The organism is Massilia sp. CFBP 13721 (assembly GCF_014842025.1).
Taxonomy (GTDB): Bacteria; Pseudomonadota; Gammaproteobacteria; order Burkholderiales; family Burkholderiaceae_D; genus Telluria.
On the sequence record NZ_JACYUY010000017.1, the window covers coordinates 25,518 to 51,926 of the forward strand.

General features: G+C 63.6%; 23 protein-coding genes and 2 tRNA genes. 21 read left to right on the forward strand and 4 right to left on the reverse strand.

All coding sequences use genetic code 11. The features are described from left to right. Window positions 1–20 precede the first annotated feature (20 nt). From pstC to IFT60_RS16480, 12 genes are all read left to right on the forward strand, one after another. Window positions 21–953, forward strand: coding sequence for a phosphate ABC transporter permease subunit PstC (gene pstC, locus IFT60_RS16425; protein WP_374001076.1), 933 nt, complete (start codon window positions 21–23; stop codon window positions 951–953). After that, window positions 950–1,804: a phosphate ABC transporter permease PstA gene (pstA, locus tag IFT60_RS16430; RefSeq protein ID WP_192053451.1), complete on the forward strand. Its 855-nt coding sequence runs from the start codon at window positions 950–952 to the stop codon at window positions 1,802–1,804. Before pstC ends, pstA begins: the two co-directional genes overlap by 4 nt. Window positions 1,805–1,844: 40 nt before the next feature. Then, window positions 1,845–2,633 carry a phosphate ABC transporter ATP-binding protein PstB gene (gene pstB / locus IFT60_RS16435; RefSeq protein ID WP_229510923.1) on the forward strand — a complete coding sequence of 263 codons (789 nt, stop codon included), beginning with the start codon at window positions 1,845–1,847 and terminating at the stop codon, window positions 2,631–2,633. 28 nt (window positions 2,634–2,661) lie between these two features. Then, the gene (phoU, locus tag IFT60_RS16440) at window positions 2,662–3,357 is read left to right on the forward strand and encodes a phosphate signaling complex protein PhoU (protein WP_192053453.1); all 696 of its coding nucleotides are present in this window, start codon (window positions 2,662–2,664) and stop codon (window positions 3,355–3,357) included. Window positions 3,358–3,360: 3 nt separating this feature from the next. Further along, entirely contained in the window at window positions 3,361–4,044 is a 684-nt protein-coding gene (locus IFT60_RS16445; RefSeq protein WP_192053455.1) for a response regulator, read from the forward strand. A gap of 26 nt (window positions 4,045–4,070) precedes the next feature. Further along, the gene (gene phoR / locus IFT60_RS16450; RefSeq protein WP_192053457.1) at window positions 4,071–5,363 is read left to right on the forward strand and encodes a phosphate regulon sensor histidine kinase PhoR; all 1,293 of its coding nucleotides are present in this window, start codon (window positions 4,071–4,073) and stop codon (window positions 5,361–5,363) included. 211 nt (window positions 5,364–5,574) lie between these two features. Next, entirely contained in the window at window positions 5,575–6,486 is a 912-nt protein-coding gene (locus tag IFT60_RS16455) for a patatin-like phospholipase family protein (protein WP_192053459.1), read from the forward strand. Window positions 6,487–6,505: 19 nt separating this feature from the next. Beyond that, window positions 6,506–6,913, forward strand: coding sequence for a GlcG/HbpS family heme-binding protein (locus tag IFT60_RS16460; protein WP_192053461.1), 408 nt, complete (start codon window positions 6,506–6,508; stop codon window positions 6,911–6,913). Between the two features lie 400 nt (window positions 6,914–7,313). Further along, window positions 7,314–8,477 carry a glutamine-hydrolyzing carbamoyl-phosphate synthase small subunit gene (gene carA, locus IFT60_RS16465; RefSeq protein ID WP_192053463.1) on the forward strand — a complete coding sequence of 388 codons (1,164 nt, stop codon included), beginning with the start codon at window positions 7,314–7,316 and terminating at the stop codon, window positions 8,475–8,477. Continuing rightward, entirely contained in the window at window positions 8,478–11,708 is a 3,231-nt protein-coding gene (gene carB, locus IFT60_RS16470; protein WP_192053465.1) for a carbamoyl-phosphate synthase large subunit, read from the forward strand. Between the two features lie 100 nt (window positions 11,709–11,808). Beyond that, window positions 11,809–12,288, forward strand: coding sequence for a transcription elongation factor GreA (gene greA / locus IFT60_RS16475; RefSeq protein WP_192053467.1), 480 nt, complete (start codon window positions 11,809–11,811; stop codon window positions 12,286–12,288). Further along, on the forward strand, window positions 12,288–12,746 hold the full coding sequence (locus IFT60_RS16480) for a DUF4149 domain-containing protein (RefSeq protein WP_192053469.1): 459 nt from the start codon (window positions 12,288–12,290) through the stop codon (window positions 12,744–12,746). The genes greA and IFT60_RS16480 overlap by 1 nt, the downstream gene beginning before the upstream one ends. A 104-nt stretch (window positions 12,747–12,850) precedes the next feature. Here IFT60_RS16480 and yhbY read toward each other — a convergent pair whose 3' ends face one another. Continuing rightward, entirely contained in the window at window positions 12,851–13,321 is a 471-nt protein-coding gene (gene yhbY, locus IFT60_RS16485; RefSeq protein ID WP_192053471.1) for a ribosome assembly RNA-binding protein YhbY, read from the reverse strand. Between the two features lie 42 nt (window positions 13,322–13,363). On the opposite strand from yhbY, the gene IFT60_RS16490 reads away from it, so the two are divergent. The 6 genes from IFT60_RS16490 to IFT60_RS16515 all read left to right on the forward strand — a co-directional run bounded on the left by IFT60_RS16490 (window position 13,364) and on the right by IFT60_RS16515 (window position 18,844). Next, window positions 13,364–14,050: an RlmE family RNA methyltransferase gene (locus tag IFT60_RS16490; RefSeq protein ID WP_192053473.1), complete on the forward strand. Its 687-nt coding sequence runs from the start codon at window positions 13,364–13,366 to the stop codon at window positions 14,048–14,050. A gap of 213 nt (window positions 14,051–14,263) precedes the next feature. Continuing rightward, complete coding sequence (gene ftsH, locus IFT60_RS16495; protein ID WP_192053475.1) at window positions 14,264–16,150, forward strand: ATP-dependent zinc metalloprotease FtsH; 1,887 nt, start codon at window positions 14,264–14,266, stop codon at window positions 16,148–16,150. 145 nt (window positions 16,151–16,295) lie between these two features. Then, the gene (folP, locus tag IFT60_RS16500; RefSeq protein WP_192053477.1) at window positions 16,296–17,132 is read left to right on the forward strand and encodes a dihydropteroate synthase; all 837 of its coding nucleotides are present in this window, start codon (window positions 16,296–16,298) and stop codon (window positions 17,130–17,132) included. A 69-nt stretch (window positions 17,133–17,201) separates the two neighbouring features. Further along, window positions 17,202–18,539, forward strand: a complete 1,338-nt coding sequence (glmM, locus tag IFT60_RS16505) for a phosphoglucosamine mutase (RefSeq protein WP_192053479.1) — start codon at window positions 17,202–17,204, stop codon at window positions 18,537–18,539. Window positions 18,540–18,618: 79 nt separating this feature from the next. Beyond that, window positions 18,619–18,695: transfer RNA gene (locus IFT60_RS16510), tRNA-Pro, on the forward strand. 72 nt (window positions 18,696–18,767) lie between these two features. Next, window positions 18,768–18,844: transfer RNA gene (locus IFT60_RS16515), tRNA-Arg, on the forward strand. A 32-nt stretch (window positions 18,845–18,876) separates the two neighbouring features. Here IFT60_RS16515 and IFT60_RS16520 read toward each other — a convergent pair. Together IFT60_RS16520 and IFT60_RS16525 are read right to left on the reverse strand one after the other, a co-directional pair. Beyond that, complete coding sequence (locus IFT60_RS16520) at window positions 18,877–19,362, reverse strand: Rv1443c family protein (protein WP_192053481.1); 486 nt, start codon at window positions 19,360–19,362, stop codon at window positions 18,877–18,879. A gap of 129 nt (window positions 19,363–19,491) precedes the next feature. After that, on the reverse strand, window positions 19,492–20,577 hold the full coding sequence (locus IFT60_RS16525) for a M28 family peptidase (protein ID WP_192053483.1): 1,086 nt from the start codon (window positions 20,575–20,577) through the stop codon (window positions 19,492–19,494). Window positions 20,578–20,798: 221 nt separating this feature from the next. Between IFT60_RS16525 and IFT60_RS16530 the strand changes: the two genes are divergently transcribed. Next, a complete protein-coding gene (locus IFT60_RS16530) occupies window positions 20,799–21,761 on the forward strand; it encodes an MBL fold metallo-hydrolase (RefSeq protein WP_229510925.1) in 963 nt (320 codons plus the stop codon). On the opposite strand, the gene IFT60_RS16535 is transcribed toward IFT60_RS16530, so the two are convergent. Beyond that, complete coding sequence (locus IFT60_RS16535; protein WP_192053485.1) at window positions 21,758–23,038, reverse strand: family 1 glycosylhydrolase; 1,281 nt, start codon at window positions 23,036–23,038, stop codon at window positions 21,758–21,760. The two genes, IFT60_RS16530 and IFT60_RS16535, sit on opposite strands and share 4 nt — an antisense overlap. A gap of 126 nt (window positions 23,039–23,164) precedes the next feature. On the opposite strand from IFT60_RS16535, the gene IFT60_RS16540 reads away from it, so the two are divergent. Continuing rightward, entirely contained in the window at window positions 23,165–25,090 is a 1,926-nt protein-coding gene (locus IFT60_RS16540; protein ID WP_192053487.1) for a TonB family protein, read from the forward strand. Window positions 25,091–25,353: 263 nt separating this feature from the next. After that, window positions 25,354–26,403 carry a polysaccharide biosynthesis/export family protein gene (locus IFT60_RS16545; RefSeq protein ID WP_229510927.1) on the forward strand — a complete coding sequence of 350 codons (1,050 nt, stop codon included), beginning with the start codon at window positions 25,354–25,356 and terminating at the stop codon, window positions 26,401–26,403. The last annotated feature ends 6 nt before the right edge of the window (window positions 26,404–26,409 follow it).

A 26,409-nucleotide genomic window follows, 5' to 3' on the forward strand; every position in this document is an offset into this window, starting at 1 on the left:
ACGCCGCCCTCGGCAAGACGATGCGCAACCAGCGCATCCAGGACTTCCTCTTCCACAAAGTCACCCTGCTGTTCGCGGCCACGGTGCTGCTGGCCCTGGTCGGCATCATCGTCTCGCTGGCGATCGGCGCGGCGCCGGCCTTCCGGGAATTCGGCGCAAGCTTCATTACCACCGTCGAATGGGATCCGGTCGACGACAAGTTCGGCGCCCTGATCGCGATCTGGGGCACGCTGGCCACCTCGCTGATCGCGCTGCTGGTCGCTTTCCCGATCAGCTTCGGCATCGCCCTGTTCCTGACCGAAATCTGCCCGGCCTGGCTGAAGCGCCCGATGGGCACCGCGGTCGAGCTGCTCGCCGGCGTGCCCTCGATCATTTACGGCATGTGGGGTCTTTTCGTGTTCGCGCCGCTGTTCGCCGACCACGTCCAGCCCTTCCTCAAGGAGACCGTCGGTCAGCTGCCGGTGATCGGCCAGCTGTTCCAGGGCCCGACGATGGGCATCGGCATCCTGACCGCCGGTTTGATCCTGGCCGTGATGATCATCCCCTTCATCTCTTCGGTGATGCGCGACGTGTTCGAGATCGTGCCGGCGGTGCTGAAGGAATCGGCGTATGGCCTCGGTTGCACCAAGTGGGAAGTGGTGCGCAAGGTGGTGCTGCCTTATACCCGCACCGGCGTGGTCGGCGGCGTGATGCTGGGCCTGGGTCGCGCGCTCGGCGAAACCATGGCGGTGACCTTCGTCATCGGTAACGCCCACAAGCTGTCGCCTTCGCTGTTCATGCCCGGTAACTCGATTTCCTCGACCCTGGCCAACGAATTCGCGGAAGCGGCGACGCCGCTGCACGTGTCCTCGCTGTTCGCGCTGGCACTGATCCTGTTCGGTATTACCTTCGTCGTGCTGTCGGCGGCGAAACTGATGTTGGCGGGGATGTCCCGCAAGGAAGGTACGAAATGAACACGGCAAATCCTGTCTACCGCCGCCGCCTGCTGTCGCACCGCATCGGTATCGCCCTCTCGGTCATCGCGATGGGCATCGGCCTGGCTTTCCTGGCCTGGATCCTGTGGACCCTGCTGGTCAACGGCTTCAGCGCGCTGGCGCCGTCGCTGTTCACCGGCGACACGCCGGCGCCGGGCGGCGAGGGCGGCGGCCTGCGCAACGCCATCGTCGGCAGCTTGATGATGGTCGGTTTGTCGACCCTGGTCAGCACCCCGATCGGCATCCTGGCCGGTATCTACCTGGCCGAATACGGCGACCGCAACCGCTTCGGCCAGATCACCCGCTTCGTCACCGACATCATGCTGTCGGCGCCGTCGATCGTGATCGGCCTGTTCGTCTACGCGCTGTACGTGGCCAAGGTCCAGCACTTCTCGGGTTATGCCGGCACGATCGCGCTGACCCTGATCGCGGTGCCGGTGGTGGTGCGCACCACCGACAACATGCTGCGCCTCGTTCCGAACAGCCTGCTGGAAGCGGCATTCGCCCTCGGCGCGCCGCGCTGGAAGGTGGCGATGCTGGTGCGCCTGCGCGCCGTGAAAGCCGGCGTGATCACCGGCGTGCTGCTGGCGCTGGCCCGCATCTCGGGCGAAACCGCGCCGCTGCTGTTCACCGCGCTGAACAACCAGTTCTTCAGCGCCGACATGAACGCGCCGCTGGCCAACCTGCCGGTCGTGATCTACACCTATGCGATGAGCCCCTACGACGACTGGCGCTCGCTGGCCTGGGGTGGCGCGCTGCTGGTGACCTTCACCGTGCTGTTCCTGAACATCCTGTCGCGTACCGTCTTCACCCAGAAGACGCCGCGCTAATCCATCCATGACAAACATGAACCACGCAATGGCTACCCCAATGGCAAACCCGAGCTCCGCGGCGACCGCACCGAAGAACAAGACCATCGAGATCTCCGGCCTCGATTTCTTCTACGGCAAAACGCAAAGTCTCAAAAATGTCTCGCTCGACATCCACGAGAAGCAGGTGACGGCCTTTATCGGTCCGTCCGGCTGCGGCAAGTCGACGCTGCTGCGTACCCTGAACCGCATGTACGATTTGTACCCGGGCCAGCGCGCCGAAGGGTCGATCATGTACCGCGGCCGCAATATCCTGGAACCGGGCGTCGACGTGAACATGCTGCGCGCGAAAATCGGCATGGTGTTCCAGAAGCCGACCCCGTTCCCGATGTCGATCTACGACAATATCGCCTTTGGCGTGCGCCTCTACGAAAACCTGTCGAAGGGCGAGATGGACGAGCGCGTCGAGTGGGCCTTGAAAAAGGCGGCGCTGTGGGAAGAGGCCAAGGACAAGTTGAACAAGAGCGGCCTGTCGCTGTCGGGCGGCCAGCAGCAGCGCCTGTGCATCGCGCGCGGCGTAGCGGTGAAGCCGGACGTGCTGCTGCTGGACGAGCCGACGTCGGCGCTCGACCCGATCTCGACGGCCAAGATCGAGGAACTGATCAGCGAACTGAAACAGGACTACACGATCACCATCGTGACCCACAACATGCAGCAGGCCGCGCGCTGCTCAGATTACACTGCCTACATGTACCTGGGCGAGCTGGTGGAATTCGGCGAGACGGACCAGTTGTTTATGAATCCGTCACGTAAAGAGACCCAGGATTACATCACCGGCCGTTTCGGTTAACAGATAAAACAAGATTAGGGAGAGCAGTATGATCGGCGAACACTCATCGAAACAGTACGATCAGGAACTCGAGGGCATTCGCTCCAAGGTCCTGCTGATGGGCGGCATGGTGGAAACCCAGTTCGAAGAAGCGCTGAACTGCTTCCGCGTCGGCGATTCGGCCAAGGCCGACAAGGTGATGGCGGACGACCACGCGGTGAACCAGCTCGAAGTGTCGCTCGACGACGCCTGCAGCCACCTGATCGTCAAGCGCCAGCCGGCGGCCAACGACTTGCGCACGGTGATGGCGACGATCAAGGTGATCACCGACCTCGAGCGCATCGGCGACGAAGCGAGCAAGATCGCGCGCACGGCGAAAAGCCTGCACGAGCGCGGCGTGACCGGCTTCGGCCATTACGACATCATCCGCACCATCGGCAAGGGCACGGCCGACCTGCTGCACGATGCGCTCGACGCCTTTGCCCGCCTCGACGGCAAGCAGGCGCTGGCCATCATCGCGGCCGACGAAGTCATCGACCACGAATTCCGCACCATCCTGCGCAACCTGATCACCTTCATGATGGAAGACCCGCGCACGATTTCGTCGGCCATCGACACGCTGTGGGTGGCGAAAGCCATCGAGCGCATCGGCGACCATGCCAAGAACATCGCCGAATACGTGATCTACGTGGTCGAGGGACGCGACATCCGCCACACCGCCAAACCCGTGGCGCAGGAGCTCTGAGGCATGCACAACACGAGCGTACTGGTGGTCGAAGACGAACCGGCCATCGTCGAACTGGTGAGCTACTCGCTGCGCGAAGCCGGCTGGGCGATCGAAGCGGTCGGCACCACCAGCGCGGCCTGGGACAGCATCCGCCACGGCAAGCCCGACCTGGTGCTGCTCGACTGGATGCTGCCCGACCAGAGCGGCCTGCGCCTGCTGGCGCGGCTGCGCGCGGACCGCGATTTCCAGGACATCCCGGTGATCATGCTGACCGCGAAAAGCATGGAAGAAGACAAGCTCGCCGGCCTGAATACGGGCGCCGACGATTACGTCACCAAGCCGTTCTCGCCGCGCGAACTGCTGGCGCGTTCGCGCGCGCTGCTGCGCCGCAAGAGCCCGCACCTGGCAGAAGCGCCGTTGCGCGCCGGCGCCGTCGTGCTCGATCCGGCCAGCTGCACGGTGACGATCGAAGGGCAGGGCATCGATATCGGCAATGCCGAATACAAGCTGCTCAAATTCCTGCTGGCGCACCGCGAGCGCGTGTTTTCGCGCGCCCAGCTGCTCGATAAAGTCTGGGGCGACCACGCCGTCATCGAAGAACGCACGGTCGACGTCCACGTGCTGCGCCTGAGGAAAGCCCTGAAGGGCGCCGAAGGCCTGATCCGCACGGTGCGCAGCGTCGGCTACATGCTGTCCGAAAAATAAACGCAGTGTTAAACACCTGAGTCCAGATGAATCCCAAACTGCTGTTCTGGGTGCCGGCGCTGCTGCGCCTGGCCTCCGTATTCATTGCCGGCGGCGTCGTGTGGTGGATGGCCGGCCCGGTTGCCGGCCTGGCGCTGGCCCTGACCGGCGCCATCATTGCGCTGTTCGTCCAGCTGTCCTACCTGCACCAGCTGGGCGAGTGGCTGAACGACCCGCAAAGCGGACGCCTGCCCGACGGCTGGGGCGCCTGGACCGACGTCTTCGCGCGCCTGTACCGCATGCGGCGCGAGGACGAGCGCAACCAGCAGGAACTGGCCGAGTGGCTGGCGCGCTTTCGCCAGGCGATGCACCTGCTGCCCGAAGGCGTGGCGATCATGGACGACGTGCTGTTCCTCGAGTGGTGCAACCCGGCCGCCGAACGCCACCTGGGCCTGACCATGGAGCGCGACAAGGGCTTGCGCGTGACGAACCTGGTGCGCCATCCCGAATTCATCGACTACATCATCCTGGGCCGCTACGAGCAGCCACTGACGCTGGCTTTCCGCGGCCGCAAGATCGAGTGCCGCATCATCCCCTTCGAGAACCGGCGCCAGATCCTGGTCACGCACGACGCCACCGATACCGAGCGGGTGGAAGCGATGCGGCGCGACTTCATCGCCAACGCTTCGCACGAGTTGCGCACGCCGCTGACGGTGATCGTCGGCTTCCTCGAAATCGCCATGTCCGATCCCCGCATGGATACGGCAACGCGCACCGCGCACCTGAAACTGATGACCGAGCAGGGCGAGCGCATGCAGCGCCTGATCGGCGACATGCTGACGCTGTCGCGCCTGGAGTCGGACGAATTCCCGCTGCGGCGCGAACGCGTCGACCTGACGGCGCTGGTCGAATCGGTGGCGGAAGAAGCGCGTGCGCTGTCCGGCGGGCGGCACGAGATCGCGGTCGAGATCGACGGCCCGGACGTGATGGGCAGCGTGGAAGAATTGCGCAGCGCCTTTGCCAACCTGGCCTCCAACGCGGTGCGCTATTCGCCGCAGGGCGGCACCATCAGGCTGTCGTGGAAGCGCGGCGCCGACGACCTGCAGTTTGCGGTGACCGACTGCGGCATCGGCATCGACCCCCAGCACATCTCGCGCCTGACCGAACGCTTCTACCGCGTCGACAAGAGCCGCTCGCGTGAGACGCAGGGCACGGGCCTGGGTCTGGCGATCGTCAAGCACGTGCTGCTGCGCCATGGCGGGCGCCTGAAGATCTGTTCGACGCCGGGGGAGGGCAGTACGTTCACCGCTTCCTTGCCGAATACCTCGCTGCCGGGGTAACCGTTGCGGCCCGGCCGTTGCATGCGTGCCGACGTCGTCCTGGCGCCGCACACGTCGCGCGTCCGAATGATGGGCGTGGCAAATCGCGCGTTGTAGGCGGGCATGCCCGCCCTACGTTGCGCGGCCGCCGCGTGTGCCCTCATAAGCCCCGCCTCATCCACACCCTGACATTGCGCGGTACAATCGAATATTGTCCTTTTCGACCCCGCCCATGCTCGCTCGACGTACCTCCCTCATCGCCCTCGGCGCCTTGCTGTTGACCGCCTGCGGCAGCACCCCGCCACCGCCGCCGGCCCCGGTCGTGGTCCAGGCCCCGCCGGCACCACCGAAAAAAATCAAGATTGGCCTCGCCCTCGGCGGCGGCGCCGCGCGCGGCTTCGCCCACATCGGCGTGATCAAGGCGCTCGAAGCGCAAGGCATCCATGCCGACATCGTGGTCGGCACCAGCGCCGGCTCGGTGGTCGGCGCCCTGTATGCCTCGGGCTATACCGGCTTCGCGCTGCAAAAAATCGCGATGGACATGGACGAAGCCACGATCTCGGACTGGGCCATGCCCTTGTTCAGTAGCGCGCCCGGCCTGCTGAAAGGCGAGGCGCTGCAGAACTACGTCAATAAGGCGGTCGGCAACCGGCCGATGGAAAAGCTGCCGAAGCGCTTCGGCGCGGTGGTTACCGACCTGAAGACCGGCGAAGCGGTCATGTTCGACAAGGGCAATACCGGCATGGCAGTGCGCGCCTCGTCGGCAGTGCCGTCGGTTTTCCAGCCGGTCAAGATCGGCAACAAGACCTATGTCGACGGTGGCCTCGTCGCCCCGGTGCCGGTAAAGTTCACGCGCGACAAGATGGGCGCCGACTTCGTCATCGCGGTCAACATCTCGACCCAGGCCGACACCCAGGCCACGGTCAGCTCACTCGACGTGCTGATGCAGACCTTCAGCATCATGGGCCAGCGCCTGAACCATTTCGAGCTGAAGGAAGCGGACGTCGTCATCACACCGGCGCTGGGCAAGATGGGCAGCGCCGATTTCGCGGGCCGCAACCTGGCGATCCTCGCCGGCGAGCAGGCCGCCGCGGCCGTGATGCCGCAGATTAAAGCCAAACTCGCCGCCAGGCAGCGGCCATAACCATCCAACGGGAGAACCCATGAAAACCAAACCGATGCTGACCCTGGAAGACGTCAAGAAGATCGCCGCCGGCGCCGAAGCCGAAGCGCTGGCCAACAACTGGGCCGTGACCTTCGCCATCGTCGACGACGGCGGCCACCTGCTGTGGCTGCAGCGCCTGGACGGTGCGCCGCCGGTGTCGAGCCATATCGCCCCGGCCAAGGCGCATACCGCCGCCATCGGCCGGCGCGAATCGAAATCGTATGAGGACGTGATCAATGGCGGCCGTGTTTCCTTCCTGTCGGCGCCCGAGTTGAAAGGCATGCTCGAGGGCGGCGTGCCGGTCATCGTCGACGGCCATGTGATCGGCGCGGTCGGCGTGTCGGGCGTGAAGTCGAACGAGGATGCGCAGATTGCCAAGGCGGGGATTGCGGCACTGGGCGTGTAAAGTAGGGTGGACGGCTCTGCCGTCCACGCGTTCAACAAGCGCATGATGCATCGCGCCATCTCAACCGTGCGTTGGACGCGTGGGCGGCGTCCCTGCTGCGTGATTTCGTGTTGCCGGGTATAGCCGACCACCCTACCGTATCAATTGAAGCGCAGAAATTTCGCTGCTCATCTGTCAGTAAAATTCACCCTTCAGCCCCGCAACCCGCGAATGGTGCATTGCCGCGAAGTCGAACCCGCGCTATAATTTGGGGGTTTAGCCATTCACTTACTTGCCGTAGCGCCTACCCTCCATTCCTCATTCAAAAACGACTTCCACCCTTCGGCACGCCTGACGCGTCCGCAGGTTTTGGATGCCGGTCTGACGTGGCGCAGCTACGGTAACTTTATTGGGAGTTACCTTGCCGCCATTTTTTTCTGGCCCTGCCGTTCCGGCCATCCTGGCCCTCGCAGACGGGACTATTTTTCGGGGTTATTCGATTGGTGCCGCCGGCCACACGACCGGTGAAGTGGTGTTCAATACCGCCATTACCGGCTACCAGGAAATCCTTACCGACCCCAGCTACTCGCGTCAGATCGTCACGCTGACGTATCCGCACATCGGCAACTACGGCGTCAACGGCGCCGACGTCGAAGCGGCCAATGTCCATGCGGCCGGCCTGATCATCCGCGACCTGCCGCTACTGGCATCGAACTTCCGCGCCACCCAGTCGCTGGGCGACTACCTGAAGGCCGAGAACGTCGTCGCGATCGCCGGCATCGATACCCGTAAACTCACCCGCCTGCTGCGCGAGAAGGGTGCGCAAAGCGGCGCCATCCTTACCGGCACCCAGGGCAACCAGCCATCGGAAGCGCAAGCGCTGGAACTGGCGCGTTCGTTCCCGGGCCTGGCCGGCATGGACCTGGCAAAGGTCGTGTCGGTAAAAGAGCCGTACGAATTCACCGAGACCGAATGGAAGCTGGGCCAGGGCTTCGGCAAACAGGAAAATCCCAAATACCACGTGGTCGCCTTCGACTACGGCGTCAAGCGCAACATCCTGCGCATGCTGGCCGAACGCGGCTGCAAGGTCACCGTACTGCCGGCCGAGTCCACCGCCGCCGACGCGCTGGCGCTGCAACCGGACGGCATCTTCCTGGCCAACGGTCCGGGCGACCCGGAGCCATGCGACTACGCGATCAAGGCCACCGCCGAACTGATCGAGCAGGGCATCCCGACCTTCGGTATCTGCCTCGGTCACCAGATCATGGCGCTCGCTTCGGGCGCGAAGACGATGAAGATGAAGTTCGGCCACCACGGCGCGAATCACCCGGTGCAGGACCTCGATTCGAAGAAGGTCTTGATCACGTCGCAGAACCATGGCTTCGCGGTCGACCCGGGCACGCTGCCGGAAAACTGCCGCGTCACCCACGTGTCGCTGTTCGACGGTTCGCTGCAGGGCTTTGCCCGTACCGACAAACCGGCCTTCTGCTTCCAGGGCCACCCGGAAGCCTCGCCTGGCCCAACCGACGTCGCCTACCTGTTTGACCGCTTCATCGGCCTGATGCAAGCCCAGGAGAAAAAATAAATGCCTAAGCGTAGTGATATCAAAAGCATCCTGATCATCGGCGCAGGCCCGATCATCATCGGCCAGGCGGCCGAATTCGATTACTCGGGTGCGCAAGCCTGTAAAGCCCTGCGCGACGAAGGCTACAAGGTCATCCTCGTCAACAGCAACCCGGCGACGATCATGACCGACCCCGAGATGGCCGACGTCACCTACATCGAGCCGATCACCTGGAAGGTCGTGGAAAGCATCATCGCCAAGGAGCGTCCCGACGCGATCCTGCCGACCATGGGCGGCCAGACCGCGCTGAACTGCGCGCTCGACCTGCACCACCACGGCATCCTGGAAAAGTACAAGGTCGAACTGATCGGCGCTTCGCCGGAAGCGATCGACAAGGCCGAAGACCGCTCCAAGTTCAAGGAAGCGATGACCAGGATCGGTCTCGGTTCGGCGCGTTCGGGCGTGGCCCACACGCTCGACGAAGCCCGCACCGTGCAGCGCGAACTCGGTTTCCCGACCATCATCCGTCCGTCGTTCACGATGGGCGGTTCGGGTGGCGGCATCGCCTATAACGAGGAAGAATTCGAGACCATCTGCAAGCGCGGCCTGGAAGCCTCGCCGACCTCGGAACTGCTGATCGAAGAGTCGCTGCTGGGCTGGAAAGAGTACGAGATGGAAGTCGTGCGCGACAAGGCCGACAACTGCATCATCATCTGCTCGATCGAAAACCTCGACCCGATGGGCGTGCATACCGGCGACTCGATCACGGTCGCGCCGGCGCAGACGTTGACCGACAAGGAATACCAGATCATGCGCAACGCGTCGATCGCGGTGCTGCGCGAAATCGGCGTCGACACCGGCGGCTCGAACGTGCAGTTCGCGATCAACCCGCAAGATGGCCGCATGATCGTCATCGAGATGAACCCGCGCGTGTCGCGTTCGTCGGCGCTGGCGTCGAAAGCGACCGGCTTCCCGATCGCCAAGGTCGCAGCGAAGCTGGCTGTTGGTTTTACCCTTGACGAGCTGCGCAACGAAATCACCGGCGGCGCGACCCCGGCCTCGTTCGAGCCGTCGATCGACTACGTCGTCACCAAGATCCCGCGCTTCGCCTTCGAGAAATTCCCGGCGGCCGACAAGCACCTGACCACGCAGATGAAGTCGGTCGGCGAAGTCATGGCCATGGGCCGCACCTTCCAGGAATCGTTCCAGAAAGCGCTGCGCGGCCTGGAAGTGGGCGTGGATGGCTTGAACGAGATGACGCGCGACCGCGAAGTCATCGAGGAAGAACTGGGCGAGCCGGGTCCGGAACGCATCTGGTACGTGGGCGACGCATTCGCCCAGGGCTTCACGCTGGAAGAAGTCCATCAGCTGACCAAGATCGATCCGTGGTTCCTCATCCAGATCAAGGAAATCGTCGACATCGAACTCTGGCTGGATCACCAGAAGCTGGAATCGCTCGACAAGCCGACGCTGTACAAACTCAAGCAAAAAGGCTTCTCGGACCGCCGACTCGCCTTCCTGATGCACACCACGCAAGCGACGGTGCGCGAGCGCCGTCATGCGCTGGGTATCCGCCCGGTGTACAAGCGCGTCGATACCTGCGCCGCCGAATTCTCGACCGACACCGCCTACATGTACTCGACCTATGACGAGGAATGCGAGGCGGCGCCGACCGACAAGAAGAAGATCATGGTACTTGGCGGCGGTCCGAACCGCATCGGCCAGGGCATCGAGTTCGACTACTGCTGCGTCCATGCGGCCCTCGCCATGCGCGAAGACGGCTACGAGACCATCATGGTCAACTGCAATCCCGAGACCGTGTCGACCGACTACGATACCTCGGACCGCCTGTACTTCGAATCGCTGACGCTCGAAGACGTGCTCGAAATCGTCGACCTCGAAAAGCCGGTCGGCGTGATCGTGCAGTACGGCGGCCAGACCCCGCTGAAGCTCGCCCTCGACCTGGAAGCGAACGGCGTGCCGATCGTCGGCACTTCGCCCGACATGATCGACGCCGCCGAAGACCGCGAGCGCTTCCAGAAGCTGCTGCAGGACCTGGGCCTGCGCCAGCCACCGAACCGCACAGCGCGCGCCGAGGCCGAAGCGCTCGAACTGGCCAAGGAAATCGGTTATCCGCTGGTCGTGCGTCCTTCGTACGTGCTCGGTGGCCGCGCGATGGAGATCGTGCACGAACAGCGCGACCTCGAACGCTACATGCGCGAAGCGGTGAAGGTGTCGAACGATTCGCCGGTGCTGCTCGACCGCTTCCTGAACGATGCCATCGAAGTCGACGTCGACTGCATCTCCGACGGCGAGACCACCTTCATCGGCGGCGTGATGGAACACATCGAACAGGCCGGCGTGCACTCGGGCGACTCGGCCTGCTCGCTGCCGCCTTACTCGCTGTCGACAGAGACGATCGACGAGCTCAAGCGCCAGACCGCGCTGATGGCCAAGGGCCTGAACGTGGTTGGCCTGATGAACGTGCAGTTCGCGATCCAGCAGTCGGAAGTCGACGGCAAAACGGTGGACACGGTATTCGTGCTGGAAGTGAACCCGCGTGCCTCGCGCACGGTGCCGTTCGTCTCGAAAGCGACCGGCATCCAGCTGGCGAAAGTCGCGGCGCGCTGCATGGTCGGCCAGACCCTGGCCAGCCAGGGCATCACCAAAGAGGTGACGCCGCCGTTCTACAGCGTCAAGGAAGCCGTGTTCCCGTTCGTGAAATTCCCGGGCGTCGATACCATCCTTGGACCCGAAATGAAATCGACCGGCGAAGTGATGGGCGTGGGCGAGACCTTCGGCGAAGCCTTCATCAAGTCGCAGATCGGCGCCGGCATCAAGCTGCCGACGTCGGGCCGCGTGTTCCTGTCGGTGAAGGCCTCGGACAAGCCGCGTGCGGTGCAGGTGGCGCGCGACCTGGTCGCGATGGGTTTCACGCTGGCGGCTACCAAAGGCACGGCGGCGGTGATCGCCGCCGCCGGCTTGCCGGTGCTGGCGGTGAACAAGGTGATCGAGGGCCGTCCGCACGTGGTCGACATGATCAAGAACCACGAGATCGAGATGGTCATCAACACGGTCGAGGAAAAGCGCAGCGCGATCACCGACTCGCGCACGATCCGTACTTCGGCCTTGCTGGCGCGCGTGGTGACCTACACGACGATCGCCGGCGCCGAAGCGGCGATCCAGGGCATGCGCCATCTGGACGCGATTCGGGTCTACGATTTACAAGGGCTGCATAACACCTTAAACTAAGCGTCGAGTATTACCGTCAAACCACAGAGTTCGCGCGGCTTGTGTCGCGCGCCTCTGTGGTTTTCGCTTGTACGTCCACGAATTCGATAAGCAGAGATTTATGAACAATACGATCCCATTGACCAAGTACGGTGCCGAACTCCTGAAGCAGGAGCTGCACCAGCTGAAAACCAAGGAACGCCGCATCGTCATCGACGCGATCGCCGAAGCGCGCTCGCACGGCGACCTGTCGGAGAACGCCGAGTACGACGCCGCCAAGGAACGCCAGGCCTTTGTCGAAGGCCGCATCGCCGAACTCGAAGGCAAACTGAGCGCCGCCCAGATCATCGATCCGGCCACGCTCGACGCCGAAGGCCGCGTCGTCTTCGCCTCGACCGTCGACCTCGAAGACCTGGAGTCGGGCCAGAAGGTCAGCTACCAGATCGTCGGCCTCGACGAAGCCGACATCAAAGTCAACAAGGTCTCGGTCACCTCGCCAATCGCGCGCGCCCTGATCGGCAAGTACGCCGGCGACGTGGTCGAAGTGCAGGCGCCGTCCGGCCCGCGCGAATACGAAATCCTCGAAGTACGCTACGTCTGATGACGCCATTGACCGCGCGGCTGCCGGCGGCACGGGTGCTGGTGGCGGCGCTGTGGGCGGGCGCCCTGTGGGTGCTCGGCTATATCGCCGCGCCGGCGGTGTTCGGCATCGTCAGCGGTCCGCTGGCGGGCGACATCGTGGGAAGCTTCTTGCGCCGCCTGGCCTGGATCAGCATTGCCTGTGCGCTGGTGATGCTGGTGCTGGTGCGCGTCTCGCCTGATCTCGCAGCAGGGCGGCGGCGCTTCCTGAACCTGCTGGTGCTGGCGATGCTGGCCTGCGCGCTGGTGATGTTCGTCGGCCTGCAGCCGGCGATGGCGGCGCTGCGCGAAGCGGCCGGGCCGGCCGGCGTGCGCGCCTCGCCCATGTGGACGCAATTCGCGGTCATGCACGGCGTCTCGCAGCTGTTCCACTTGATCGAAGGCGTGCTGGCGGCCGTGCTGGTGGTGAAGTCCCGGTAGGGTGCGCACTCGTGCGCGCGCGGTCTGATCGTGCGCGTCGTTCCACCGTCGCGGACCGCCACATGCGAAAAAAAAACCGGAGACATCGCTCCGGTTTTTGTTGATTACTTGTTCAGTGCATTCTTCTTGGTGCTGGCCTGGCGCGGTTTGGCGCGCTTGATGTTGCCGCCGGCGGTGACGCGTTCGTTCCCCTTGATCATGACCTTGGTGACGCTCGGCTTCTTGGTGCCGCTGGCGCTGGCCTTGACGATGGTGACTTCGCGCATGCCCTTGCCGGACTTGCTGCTGCGTTCCTTGACCGCTTCGACTTTCGGGCGGTACAGGACCAGCAGCTTGCCGATGTGCTGGACCGGCGCTGCGTCGAGTTCGCCGCAGATTTGTTCGTACATGGCGACGCGCGCTTCGCGGTCGTCGCCGAAGACGCGGACCTTGATCAGGCCGTGCGCATCGAGGCTGCCGGCGATTTCCTTCATGACGGATTCGGTCAGGCCCGATTCGCCAATCATGACCACAGGCTTCAGGCCATGGGCTTCCGCACGCAAGGCGCTACGTTCGCCGGGTGTAAGTGTAAGCATAATAATTTTTTGATGTACCTATAAAAGCAGTATTCTACGCGAATGGCCAAGAACAAATCCAACCAAAACTGGTTACACGACCATATTAACGACCCCTACGTGAAGCAGGCGCAGAAAGACGGGTTCCGCGCCCGTGCCGCCTACAAGCTGAAAGAAATCGACGAAGCGGAAAAACTCATCAAGCCGGGCCAGGTCATTGTCGACCTCGGCTGCACGCCAGGCAGCTGGGCGCAGTACACGCGCCGCAAGCTCGCCGGAAAAGAGGGCGGGGGCATCAACGGCACCATCATCGGCCTCGACATCCTGCCGATGGAACCGGTGGCCGACGTGCATTACATCCAGGGCGATTTCCGCGAAGATGTTGTATTGGACCAACTAGCCGCCGTGCTCGAAGGCCGCAAGACCGACCTTGTATTGTCGGACATGGCGCCCAATCTGTCGGGTATTCCGACGGCCGACGCCGCGCGCATGGAACATTTGATCGATCTCGCGGTTGAGTTTTCGCAAATGCACCTCAAGCCGAGCGGCGCATTGTTGGTCAAGTGCTTCAAGGATATGGGCTTCACGCAGATCGTCGAGAAGTTCCGTACCGAGTTCAAAACCGTCAAACAGATCAAGCCAAAGGCAAGCCGCGACAAATCCTCGGAAATTTTCCTGCTTGGACGCGGTCTTAAGAATCCGGTGGCGTATAAATCCGCGCTCGATACCGATCCGGCCCTTGATATTTGAGCCGATAGCCGCACATGGACGGCGTGGTGCCTCGCCTGCGTGGCGCGACACACCCGTTTGCGCGCTTGTCGAGGTCCAAACGGTGGCGATATGGCATCATGTCGGCTTGTGCCTGGCACGCCCCGCTTGCTGCTAGTAAAATCGCGAGTAGAATCGCAAGTAAATCGGCAATCTCAAATTGGTATTGGTGCGATCCGCATCGGAGGAGTTTTCGTGAATAATATGTTTTCCAAATCTGCCATCTGGGTGGTGGTCGCACTGCTGTTGTTCATGCTGTTCAAGCAGTTCGACAACCATAGCCCTACCGGTGGCAGCAAGACCATCGCTTATTCCGAGCTGCTCGACGATGTGAAAGCGCGCCGCGTCAAGGATGTCGTGATCGAAGGCGCCAACATTACCGCCACCCGCACCGACGACACCAAGGTACGCGCCACCGCCACCATGCTCGACCGCGGCCTGATTGGCGACCTGCGCGAAAACGGCGTGCGCTTCGACGTCAAGCCGCCCGAAGAGCCTTCGTTCCTGCAGCAAGTGTTCATCTCCTGGTTCCCGATGCTGCTCCTGATCGGCGTCTGGGTGTTCTTCATGCGCCAGATGCAGGGCGGCGGCAAGGGCGGCGCTTTCTCCTTCGGCAAGTCGAAGGCGCGCATGCTCGATGAAACCAATAACAGCGTCACCTTCGCCGACGTCGCCGGTTGCGACGAAGCGAAAGAAGAAGTCAGCGAAATCGTCGACTTCCTGAAAGACCCGACCAAGTTCCAGAAGCTGGGCGGCCGCATTCCGCGTGGCGTGCTGATGGTCGGTCCTCCGGGTACCGGTAAAACCCTGCTGGCGCGTGCCATTGCCGGCGAAGCGAAAGTGCCGTTCTTCTCGATCTCCGGTTCCGACTTCGTCGAGATGTTCGTCGGCGTGGGTGCATCCCGCGTGCGCGACATGTTCGAGAACGCGAAAAAGCATTCGCCTTGCATCATCTTCATCGACGAGATCGACGCCGTCGGCCGCCACCGCGGCGCCGGCATGGGGGGCGGCAACGACGAACGCGAACAGACGCTGAACCAGCTGCTGGTCGAGATGGACGGTTTCGAAGCCACCTCCGGCGTGATCGTGATCGCCGCCACCAACCGCGCCGACGTGCTCGATAAAGCGCTGCTGCGTCCGGGCCGTTTCGACCGCCAGGTGATGGTGGGCCTGCCGGACATCCGCGGCCGCGAACAGATCCTGAACGTGCACATGCGCAAAGTGCCGATCGGTGCCGACGTCAAGGCCGACATCCTGGCCCGCGGTACGCCTGGCTTCTCGGGTGCGGATCTCGCCAACCTGGTCAACGAAGCAGCCCTGTTCGCCGCACGCCGCAACAAGCGCCTGGTCGAGATGGGCGACTTCGAGGATGCCAAGGACAAGATCTACATGGGTCCGGAACGCAAGTCGATGGTCATGCGCGAAGAAGAGCGCCGCAACACGGCTTACCACGAGTCGGGCCACGCGGTGATCGCCAAGCTGCTGCCAAAGGCGGATCCGGTGCACAAGGTCACGATCATGCCGCGCGGCTTTGCCCTCGGCCTGACCTGGCAGCTGCCGGAGCACGACGCACTGTCTGGCTACAAGGACAAGATGCTGGAAGAAATCTCGATCCTGTTCGGTGGCCGTATCGCCGAAGAGATTTTTGTTGGCCAGATGTCGACCGGTGCCTCGAACGACTTCTCGCGTGCGACCAAGCTAGCGCGTTCGATGGTCACCCGTTTCGGCATGTCGGAAAGCATGGGCGTGATGGTCTACGAGGATAGCGAGAACGAAGGCTTCTTCGGCGGCGCCACCAAGACCATCTCGGAAGCGACCCAGCAAAAGGTCGACGCGGAAATCCGCGCCATCCTCGACACCCAGTACGCACTGGCGCGTCGCCTGCTAGAAGAGAACCGCGAAAAGGTCGAAATGATGACCAAGGCCCTGCTCGAGTGGGAAACCATCGATGCCGAGCAGATCAACGACATCATGGCCGGCAAGGAGCCACGCGCACCGAAGGCGGGCCTGCTGACCAAGCGCACGCCGCCTGGCGACAGCGGTTCGGGTGGCGTTGCCACCAACGCCCCGGCACCGGCCTGATGGTCATAGCGCCTTGATCGCGTAGCAACTCTGGAGCAAAAGGCATCCTTGTGGATGTCTTTTGCGCGTTAACGAGCTGTTAAAGCGATCTGCTGTCGAATCAGGCAGACATCGGGCGTCCTTCACTTCTTCTCACTTCATTTTTATGCGTCAACTGCTGCAATGCGGCCGCTTCAGCTTCCGGCTGGAACAGCGCCCGCTCGTCATGGGCATCCTCAACGTCACGCCCGATTCCTTTTCCGATGGCGGCCGTTACGGCACGCTCGAGTTCGCCATCGCCAGGGCCGAGGCCATGGCGACCGATGGCGTCGACCTGATCGACATCGGCGGCGAGTCGACCCGGCCGGGTTCACCCAGTGTTCCTGTCGAGGAAGAGCTGCGCCGCGTGATGCCGGCCGTGTACGCATTGCAGGGACTGGGGCGCGCGCTGTCGGTCGATACCTGCAAGCCCCAAGTGATGCGCGAAGTGATTATTGCCGGTGCAGACATGATCAACGACATCAACGGTTTCCGCGCGCCCGGTGCGATCGAGGCCGTAAAAGACAGCGACTGCGGCCTGTGCATCATGCACATGCAGGGAACGCCCCAGGATATGCAGGCCCAGCCGGTCTACACCGACGTGGTGCGCGAGGTGATCGATTTCCTGCGCGAACGTGTCGAGGCACTGCTGGCGGCCGGGATCGAGCGCGAGCGCATCTGCCTCGATCCGGGGCTCGGCTTCGGCAAGACGGTCGAACACAATTACGCCTTGCTGCGCGCAACCGCCCGTATCGAGCAGGAACTCGGTCTGCCGGTGCTGATCGGCTTGTCGCGCAAGTCGATGATCGGAGCCATCACCGGACGCCCGGTCGAAGAAAGATTGCCTGGAAGCATTGCTGGCGCCTTGGCTGCGGTCGCGCATGGCGCTAAAATCCTGCGGGTTCATGATGTTGCGGAGACGGTCGATGCGCTGAAGGTCTGGCGCGCGGCGACCGTTGCTTAGTCGCATCTTCTCAGCAGTACGAAGTCAGAGATGACAAATTAATCGTTTCATTTATAAAAGAGAACAAGCATGGCACGCAAATATTTCGGTACGGATGGCGTTCGTGGCCAGGTCGGTGTTGCACCGATCACGCCTGACTTCGTGATGCGCCTCGGCTACGCTGCCGGCATGGTACTGGCCAAGGATTACGCCAGTGGCAGCCGCCCGACCGTGTTGATCGGCAAGGACACCCGCATTTCCGGTTACATGCTCGAAGCGGCGCTCGAAGCGGGCTTTTCCGCCGCCGGCGTCGACGTGATGCTGGCCGGCCCGATGCCGACGCCTGCGATCGCCTACCTGACGCGCGCACTGCGCCTGCAGGCCGGCGTCGTGATCTCGGCTTCGCACAATCCGTTCCAGGACAACGGCATCAAGTTCTTTTCCGCACATGGCACCAAGTTGCCCGACAGCGTCGAACTGTCCATCGAAGAAGCGATCGACCAGCCGATGTCCTGCGTGCCCTCCGACAAGCTTGGACGCGCCACGCGCCTGCGCGACGCCCAGGGCCGCTACATTGAATTTTGCAAGAGTACCTTCCCGAATGAACTCGACTTGCGCGGTTTAAAAATCGTCGTCGACAGCGCACATGGCGCCGCCTACAACATCGCACCGCACGTGTTCCACGAGCTGGGCGCGGAAGTGATCTCGATCGGCGCCTCGCCCGATGGCTTCAACATCAATGCCGGCTTCGGCGCCACCGCACCGAAAGCGCTGTCCGCCGCCGTGGTCGAACACAAGGCCGACCTCGGCATCGCCCTCGACGGCGACGCCGACCGCCTGATCATGGTCGACGCCACCGGCCGCGTCTACAACGGTGACGAATTGCTGTACCTGATGGTGCGCGACCGCATGTCGACCGGCCCGGTGGCAGGGGCGGTCGGCACCCTGATGACTAACATGGCGCTGGAAGTGGCGTTCAAGGAACTCGGCATCGGTTTTGCCCGCGCCAAGGTCGGCGACCGCTACGTGCTCGAAGTCATGCAGGAACGCGGCTGGATCCTGGGTGGGGAGGGCTCCGGCCACCTGCTGGCGCTGGACAAGCACACCACCGGCGATGGCATCGTGTCCTCGCTGCAGGTGCTGTCGGCCCTGAAGCGCAGCGGCAAATCGCTGGAAGCCTGCTGCGCCGAGCTGCAGCTCTATCCACAAACCTTGATCAACAAGCGCGTCAGCCCGGGTTTCGACTGGACCAAGGATGCCGCCATGGTGGCGGAGAAGGAAGCGGTCGAACGCGAACTGGGCGACAGCGGCCGCGTGCTGATCCGCGCCTCGGGCACCGAGCCGCTGATCCGCGTGATGGTCGAAGCGAAAAACGCGGAAATCGCCGACAGCATGGCGCGCCGTATTGCCGACAAGCTCGCCGCCTGAGCTCCGGAGCGCTTTAATTGCACGGCCTGGTGCTGCCCGCATTGACGCAGCACCGGCGCGATAGTAAAATGGGTGTATTCGGAGTGTAGCGCAGCCCGGTAGCGCACCTGGTTTGGGACCAGGGGGTCCAAGGTTCGAATCCTTGTACTCCGACCAAGGTATTACGAACGGGCCGTCTTCGACGGCCCGTTTTCATTTCTGCATCGATTTTCGTCGACGCATCTCTCTCTGCCCATAGCTCAGTTGGATAGAGCATCAGCCTTCTAAGCTGAGGGTCGCTGGTTCGAACCCAGCTGGGCAGGCCAGTGAATACGACAACTCCATACTGCCCTCGCTGTCAGACCGCCGCTTTCGGCGCCGGCTTTGCCGCCCCCTTGGCAAACGACTTCGCCAGCACCGCATGCCGATGCTGGAAAAACAGTTTTACGAACCAGCCCACGATTGGCCCCGCCACGCGCGGCTTGAAGGTGAGGTTGTCGGTCACCAATGTCCCGCCCGCCGTCGGCGTGATGATCCGTTCGTGGCGCCAGGAACGCATCGACAGTAGCGGTGATTGCTCGACGAAGCGGCGTCCCGGCTCGATCTCGGAAAATGTCAGCTTCGACATATCGATCGGAAACAGTCCGAGCAGCAGGAACTGGCAGCGGCACAGCGGCTTGTCGAGGGTGGTGTCCTCGCCGATGTGGGTCATGCCCTTCGGAAAAGTGATCTTCAGGACGGGCCACATTTCGGCCTTGATGCCTTTGATCGACGTCGACCAGGCCCAGACTTCCTCGGCGGAAGCGGGTACTGTCGTGTTGAATGTGTGTCGTACTGTTGCCATCGGGCCTCCGCTGTGATGGAGGTATTGTCGGCGCGCGTGTCGCCTCAGTCCGTTAGCCAGCTCGCAGTTCCTGCAAAATTCACCGGTGTCGTGGGCAGAAAAAAGGGCGCCTGTCGCGCCCTTTGCCCCTTACTTCGCGTTGCGTCCCTGCCAGATGCCGAGATACTTGCTTGCCTTCGGATTCTTGGCATTCCACTGCGGCGCCGTGCTGCCGTTCGCAATCGTCCAGATCGCCAGCGCGACGGTACGGTCGACCGCGGCCATGTTGTCGTAGTCGATCTTGTCCCAGTGATCGCCGGCGCCGTGGTAGTCGGGGAAGGCGTAGGCGACGCTGACCGTGTGCGACGGTATGCCCTGGTCGGCCAGGGCCTGGTTGTCGCTGTGGGCAAAATACTTGTCGCTGTTGACCGGGTGTTTCCAGACGCGGATGCCGGTATCGTCGCCCGCTGCCTTCAGGATGTTGCCAACGTCCGAGAAGTCGAAGCCGGTCACGCCAAACGCGCGCACCTGGGCGCCCTCGTTGTCGTCGGTGCGTCCGACCTGTTCCAAATTGATGCCGGCAATGGTCTTTTCGATCGGCACCAGCGGGTTGGCGCCGTAATAGCGCGAGCCGACCAGGCCGTGTTCTTCGCCGAATACCGTCATGAAGACGATGCTGCGCTTGGGCCGCACCTTGTTGGTGCTGAACGCCTTGGCCAGCTCGATCACCGAGACCGTCCCGCTGCCGTCGTCGTTGGCGCCGTTGAAGATGCCGTCGCCCTGGCCCGGTTTCAGGCCGACGTGGTCGTAGTGTGCGGTCACCAGGACATAGGTATCCTTCAACGCGGGATCGGAACCACGCAGGATGCCGACCACGTTGCGCACTTTTACTGGAGCAGCCGGGGTGGCGGGCGGGTTCTTGGCGCGCTTCGGATCGATCAGGTTCCAGTCCGCTGTCTGGAAATAGCCATCGTCGCCCAGCGGCTCGAGGCCGGCGGCGCGGAACTGCGAGGCGATGAATTCGGCGGCGATGTCGAGTCCGCGCGAGGGTGTGCCGCGGCCTTCGAGCGCATCCGAAGCCAGGAAGGAGAGGTTGCCGCGCATCGCCGCGGCCGAGATGCGCTCGAGCACGGGCGCGGCATCGGGCGGCACGGGAGCGGCGCCGGCGGCGAACGGCAGGGCCAGGCCGAAGAGGCCGGAGAGGATGCGGGGAAGCAGGCGTTTGGACAGGAGCATGGACGGGGCGCGTGAGCGTTCAGATAGTTGATGAAGTAGCAAAGCTGTTGGAGTATATCGCTCTGCGTTGCGCTCGGGAACCCAAGTTTTGACGTCGAATTTCCGTGTGTGTCGGTATTTGTTGTCTGTTTGGAAACGAGCGACGCTGGGATGGTCTTTATGTTAACGTCTCCCATACTGTTGGCCTGCGTCTGGCGGGCTCGTCCAATTATGGAGTGCGTATGCGTGTTCATCGTCTGCTGGGATGTGCTGCCTTGCTGGCCGCGTTTGGCATGGCGTTTGCGGGTCCGGCCCAGGCCCAGGGCCAAGTGCAGAACCAGGCGCCGGGCGACACCTTCACCCTCAAACTCCCCGCTGGCGAGTCGGCAGCGGCGAGCGCGCAGACGGGCACCGTCCAGTTCATCGGCACCGCGACCGTGCTCATCCGCTACCGCGGACTGACCATCATGACCGATCCGAATTTCCTGCACAAGGGCGACCACGTCCACCTTGGCTACGGACTCACCTCGCAGCGCCAGACCAATCCGGCCATCGATTTCGACAAGCTGCCGCCGATCGACCTGGTGATCCTGTCGCACATGCACGACGACCACTTCGACAAGCTGGTGCAGGAGCGGCTGAACCGCAACACACCGATCGTCTCCACCCGCGAAGCGACCGAAAAGCTCAAGCGCCTCGGCTTCCAGCAACGCTTCGCACTGTCGGAATGGGACCGGCTCGAAGTCACGAAGGGCGACACGCGCCTGCGTGTGACCTCGGTGCCGGGACGGCATGGCGCCGCCGGCGTTGCGGTGCTGTTGCCGAAGGTGATGGGCAGCGTGCTCGATTTCGGCCCGACGCCCGATACGCCCGATTACCGCATGTACATCAGCGGCGACACCCTGGTCTACGACGACATCCACAACATTCCGCAGCGCTTCCCGGGCATCGACCTGGCCCTGCTGCACCTCGGCGGCACCCGCATCCTGGGTGTGTTCAAGGTGACGATGGACGGCAAGGATGGCGTCCAGATGATGCAGATCGTCAAGCCAAAGAAGACGATCCCGATCCATTACAACGACTATGACGTCTTCAAGTCCCCGCTCGCCGACTTCGCGCGCGAGGTCAAGGCCGCCGGGCTGGAGGAAAGCGTGGTCTACCTGGCGCACGGCGACACCTATACATTCACGCCGCGCCAGCGCTAACCCCCGATCGCCCCGCTGGCCGGCGACTCGGGATCGAGCGAGGTGATCTCGCCGCCGAATTCGTGCGGCATCACGACCGGCACCTGCAGGCAGATGCTCTTGGTCGGCAATACCGCTTCCCACGCCTTGACCAGCTCCCGGTAAGCAACCCCGACCGGGCGGATCTTGCGGTCGAGGTCGAACAGGCCGAGTGCGTTGACGTTGCCGTTGTTGACGCGCAGCGCGCTGTCCCAATCGACCTGGTCGGTGAGCGAATACCAGGTGAAGCCGATCAGCGGCACCCCGTTGTTGCGCACCCGTAGCACGTTCGCCCATTCCTTCTTCAGCCAATACACCGCTTCGTCGCCGCTCGGCCCCTGGCACAGGTTGGTTTCCGTGTGCATCACGGGCAGGCGGTAGCGGTTGTAATACTGGTGAGTAATGACCGCGTAGCCAAAGATTTCGCCTGCAGCGCGCGTCATGCCATCCGCCGAGACATAATGTTCGTTGGTCTGGTAGTAATCGTTGCCCATGATGCAGTGATGCTTGAGATTGTGCTGCAGGAAAAAATGGTATTCCTCGCGCGTCATCCCATTGTCCAGCAGGTATTCGTACATGTCGGAATCGACGCGCCGGCCGTAGTTCAGGTCGAGCGCGAGAAAGCGGCGTGCATTGTTCATTTCGGCGGGACCGATGGCGTCGGGCGACTCGGCGTGGAAATATTCGGTCGATTCGCTCTGGATGAAGAGGGCGTCCGGCCGGACTTTGATGATCGCATGCATGGCCAGGATGTTCGCCTTGACCAGGTGCTTGATCGCGTTCACGAACGCGGCATCGGTGCGCAATTGCTCGTTCCACCAGCCGTACAGGGTCGAAAACACCGCGCAGATCCACATTTCGTTGATCGGCGTGTACAGCTGTACCCAAGGATAACGCCGTGCAAAGGCGGCGGCGTAATCCGCAAACAGCGCGGGGAAATCCGGATTCTGGAAGTTGCCGATCCAGTCGGGTACGCCGAAGTGGCAAAGATCGACGATGGGCGCGATGTTGCGGCGGCGCAGGTCGGCAAAGGCAAGGTCGGCAAATTCCCAGTCGTAACGGTTGGGACCGAGCAGGGTGCGGTGCAGGGGCGGGCCGTAGCGCAGCACCTGCAGGCCGAGTTCCTGCACCAGGTCGAAATCAAGCTTCCAGTGCTTGTAGTGGCCGCACTTCTCGAGCTCGTCCATGCGGACACGGCCGCCATTGATGGTGGGATTGCTGTTCTCGATCCCTGTTGCAAAAATGAAACCTGCGTGCATACGGCTGCCTCCATGGGTGTCAGGGCTTCGACCAGTATCGTCCACTGCGGCGCCAATTGCTAGCGTGCGCACGTGCTCGTTCAGAACCGGCTATGCTGTCAGCTCATCCATATCAGGCACGCCCGCATGACGACCGCTCAGCCAGCCGTGCCCGACCTCGCCACGCGCCGGATGGTGGTCGGCTTGCTGCTGTCCGCGCTCGTGCACGTGCTCATCCTGTCGATCCAGTTCGGATTGCCGGGCAAGCTGGCAGGAAGTGGCCGTCCGATCGCCGTCAGCCTGGCGCCCTCGCCGGCGTCATCTTTTCCTGACGTACCTGCGGTATTGCCTTCGCCCCCTGCGCCATCCGTTGCCGAAACATCGCCTCCTGCACCGCTGCCGCCAGCCGACGCGCCAGGCTCCGGTTTCCGCGTGGTCGACCCGGTACCGATGGCGCCGCCACCGCCGCCGGTCCAGGCTGCAGCGAAACCTGCCAAGCGGCGCCGGCCGGTAAAGCGGCCAGTACCGCCGCCGGCCTCGTCGCCGGTGATCGTGCAGCAAGACAATCCGGACGCCGCCTTCAAGGTGCCGCTCGCCGAACCTGAGTCGGCGCCGGAGGTAGCATTGGCCGAGCCGGAACCCGTGCCGGACGAGCAGCCAGCGGATGATGAGGCGGTCAAGGCAGGCGACGAGGAGCAACGCATGGCCGAGGAATCGGCACGGACGCTGGCGCTGTTGCAGGAACAAGACGCCGAGCGGCAACGTGTAGCTGCCGAGCTGGAGCGACGCCGGCTGGCCGATGCGGAACAGGCACGGGCAGCTGAGCATGCGCGCCGGCTGGCGGCCGAACGGGTCGCCGCCGAGCGCGCGCAGGAAGAACGCCGCATGCGGGAACAGGCAGCCGCGCAGCAACGCCAGGCCCAGGCCGAGCAGGAAGTCGAGCAGCTGCGACGCCAGCGTGAGGAAACCGCGGCGCATGCGCGCCTGCTGGCCAGCCAGCGCGAGATGGAGGCGCGTCGTATTAGCGAAGAACAATTGCGCCTGGCTCGTGAACAGGAAGCGCAGCGCCGCCTGGCCGAGGAACAGGCGAGCGCGCGAGCAGCGCAGGCGCTGGACGAAGAACGTGCGCGCGCCACGGCGCGTGAAACCGAACGGCTGGCGGCGCAGGAAAGCGCGCAGCGCCTTGCGGCCGAGCGCGAAAACGCGGCGCGCCGCCTTGCGGAGACAGCGGCGCAGCAACGCGCAGTCGAGGCCGCCCGGCAGCGGGCCGAACAGGTGCAACAACAGGCGCAGGAGCGGGAGCGGCTGGCACGGCAGCGCGCCGAGGACGAGCGCGCACGCCTCCAGCAGGCGGAACAATTGGCCGAGCAATTGGCCCAACGGGCCGTCCAGGAAGAACTGGCGCGCCAGCAAGCCATCCAGCAGGCGCGCCAGCGTGCGCACGACGCCGCAGATGCGGAACGTGCGCGCCAGCTTGCGGGGTCAGCCGCGCCGGCGGATGGCGGTGCCGCCAGTTTATCGGGAACTGCGCCGGGAACTGGGACAGGGAGTGGGCCGGGGACTATGCCGGGAAGCGGGGCAGGCGATGACGGCGCTGCGGGCGGCAACCTCGGCAGCGGTGCGCTGGCAAGCCGGGCGCGCGAACTGATGCGCGGCATCGACATTCCCGGCGCGCCGCCGGCCGCGCTGCGCCCGGCCCAGCAGATGGCCGAAGGACGCCGGCGCGTGCTCGATACGCTCGAGCGCGACGTCCCGCTGCGCCTGTACGTGGACAGTTTCCGCCAGAAGATCGAGCGCAATGCCGCCCGCATCGGGATGCAGGTCGCTGGCGGACCGGGACGCGCCGACCCCGTGGTCAGCGTAGCCCTGCGCAGCGACGGCAGCGTCGACGAGGTGACGATCGTGCGTTCGAGCGGCCGCGCCGATCTCGATGAGGCGGTGCGCCGCATCGTACGCCTGAATGCGCGCTACGCCGCCTTTCCGCCGAACGTGGCGGCGCGCTTCGACGTGGTCGAAATCCGCCGTATCTGGACCTTTGCCGAGACCCTGAAACTGCTGGAAGAAGTGCGCTGACGCCTTGCGATTTTACGACCGGCAATGAAGCGATCGACCACCCAACATGCATCTGTCTGGGTCGGCCTTGCCTGAGCCTGGCGTTTGATATGCAGCAAAGTCGCCTGTGACGGACGCCGTACGCTGAGTTAGTCAGCAAGAGAACGGCAGTCTATTTCATAGGCAAGGTCATGAATTTTCCAACAGAAATTTTGCGCTGGCGCTCGGTCGCCATGGCAAGTGCATGTGCGGGTATGCTGCTAATCGCCGGCTGTGCCACTGGCTTGCAGTTTCGTTCGGAGGACACCAAGGGAAGCGCCGAACCGCCGCCGCCGACCGAAATGATTACCGAACAATTGATCGCTGCCGAAAAGGCGGCGAACGCACAGCGCGGCGACCAGGACCTGTCGCGCCTGCTGGTACCGAATCCCCCGCCGTACACCATCGGTCGCGGCGACGTGCTCTCGATCGTCGTCTGGGATCACCCGGAGCTGGCCGGCGGCGGCATGACGGCCGCCACCGCCGCAACCGACGCCAGCGGCACGAATGCCAGCGCCAGCGCGAACACCCCGCAGCCCGGTTTCGTGGTCGATCACCAGGGGCGCATCCAGTTTCCGTTCGCCGGCCTGTTGCCGGTCGAAGGACTCACCGAGGAAGCGGCGCGGGCGCTGCTCACGCAAAAGCTGGCGCGCTACATCGCCAACCCGAACATCACGCTGCGGGTCCAGTCCTACCGCAGCAAGCGCGTCTACATCGACGGCGAGGTCAAGCAGCCGGGCCTGCAGCCGATCAACGACATTCCAATGACGCTAGTCGAAGCACTGAACCGCGCGGGCGGCCTGCTGCCCTCCGCCGACCAGAGCCGCATCGCGCTCGAACGCGGCGACGCGCGCTACCGCATCAACCTGCGCGACCTGGTACAGAAGGGCATCAATCCCGGCAACGTCATGCTGGCGCCGGGCGACGTCGTGCGCGTGCACTCGCGCGAAGAAAGCAAGGTCTTCGTTTCTGGCGAAGTCGTCACACCCAAGGCGCTGACGATGCACAACGGCCGCCTCACGCTCAACGAGGCGCTGGGCGAGACCGGCGGCATCAGTCCACTGAGCGGCGATGCGCGCCAAATCTATGTCGTGCGCAAGACGCCCGAGCGGACGCGCGTATTCCAGCTCGACGCGCGCCTGGCTGGCTCGATCGCCATGGCCGAGTCGTTCGAGCTGCGGCCGAAGGATGTGGTCTACGTCGCCGCCTCGCCGCTGGCGAACTGGAACCGCCATCTCAGCCTGCTGTTCCCTGGTGCGCTCACCTCCGCGGTGGGTGTGACCAATCGCCCCTAAGCGCCC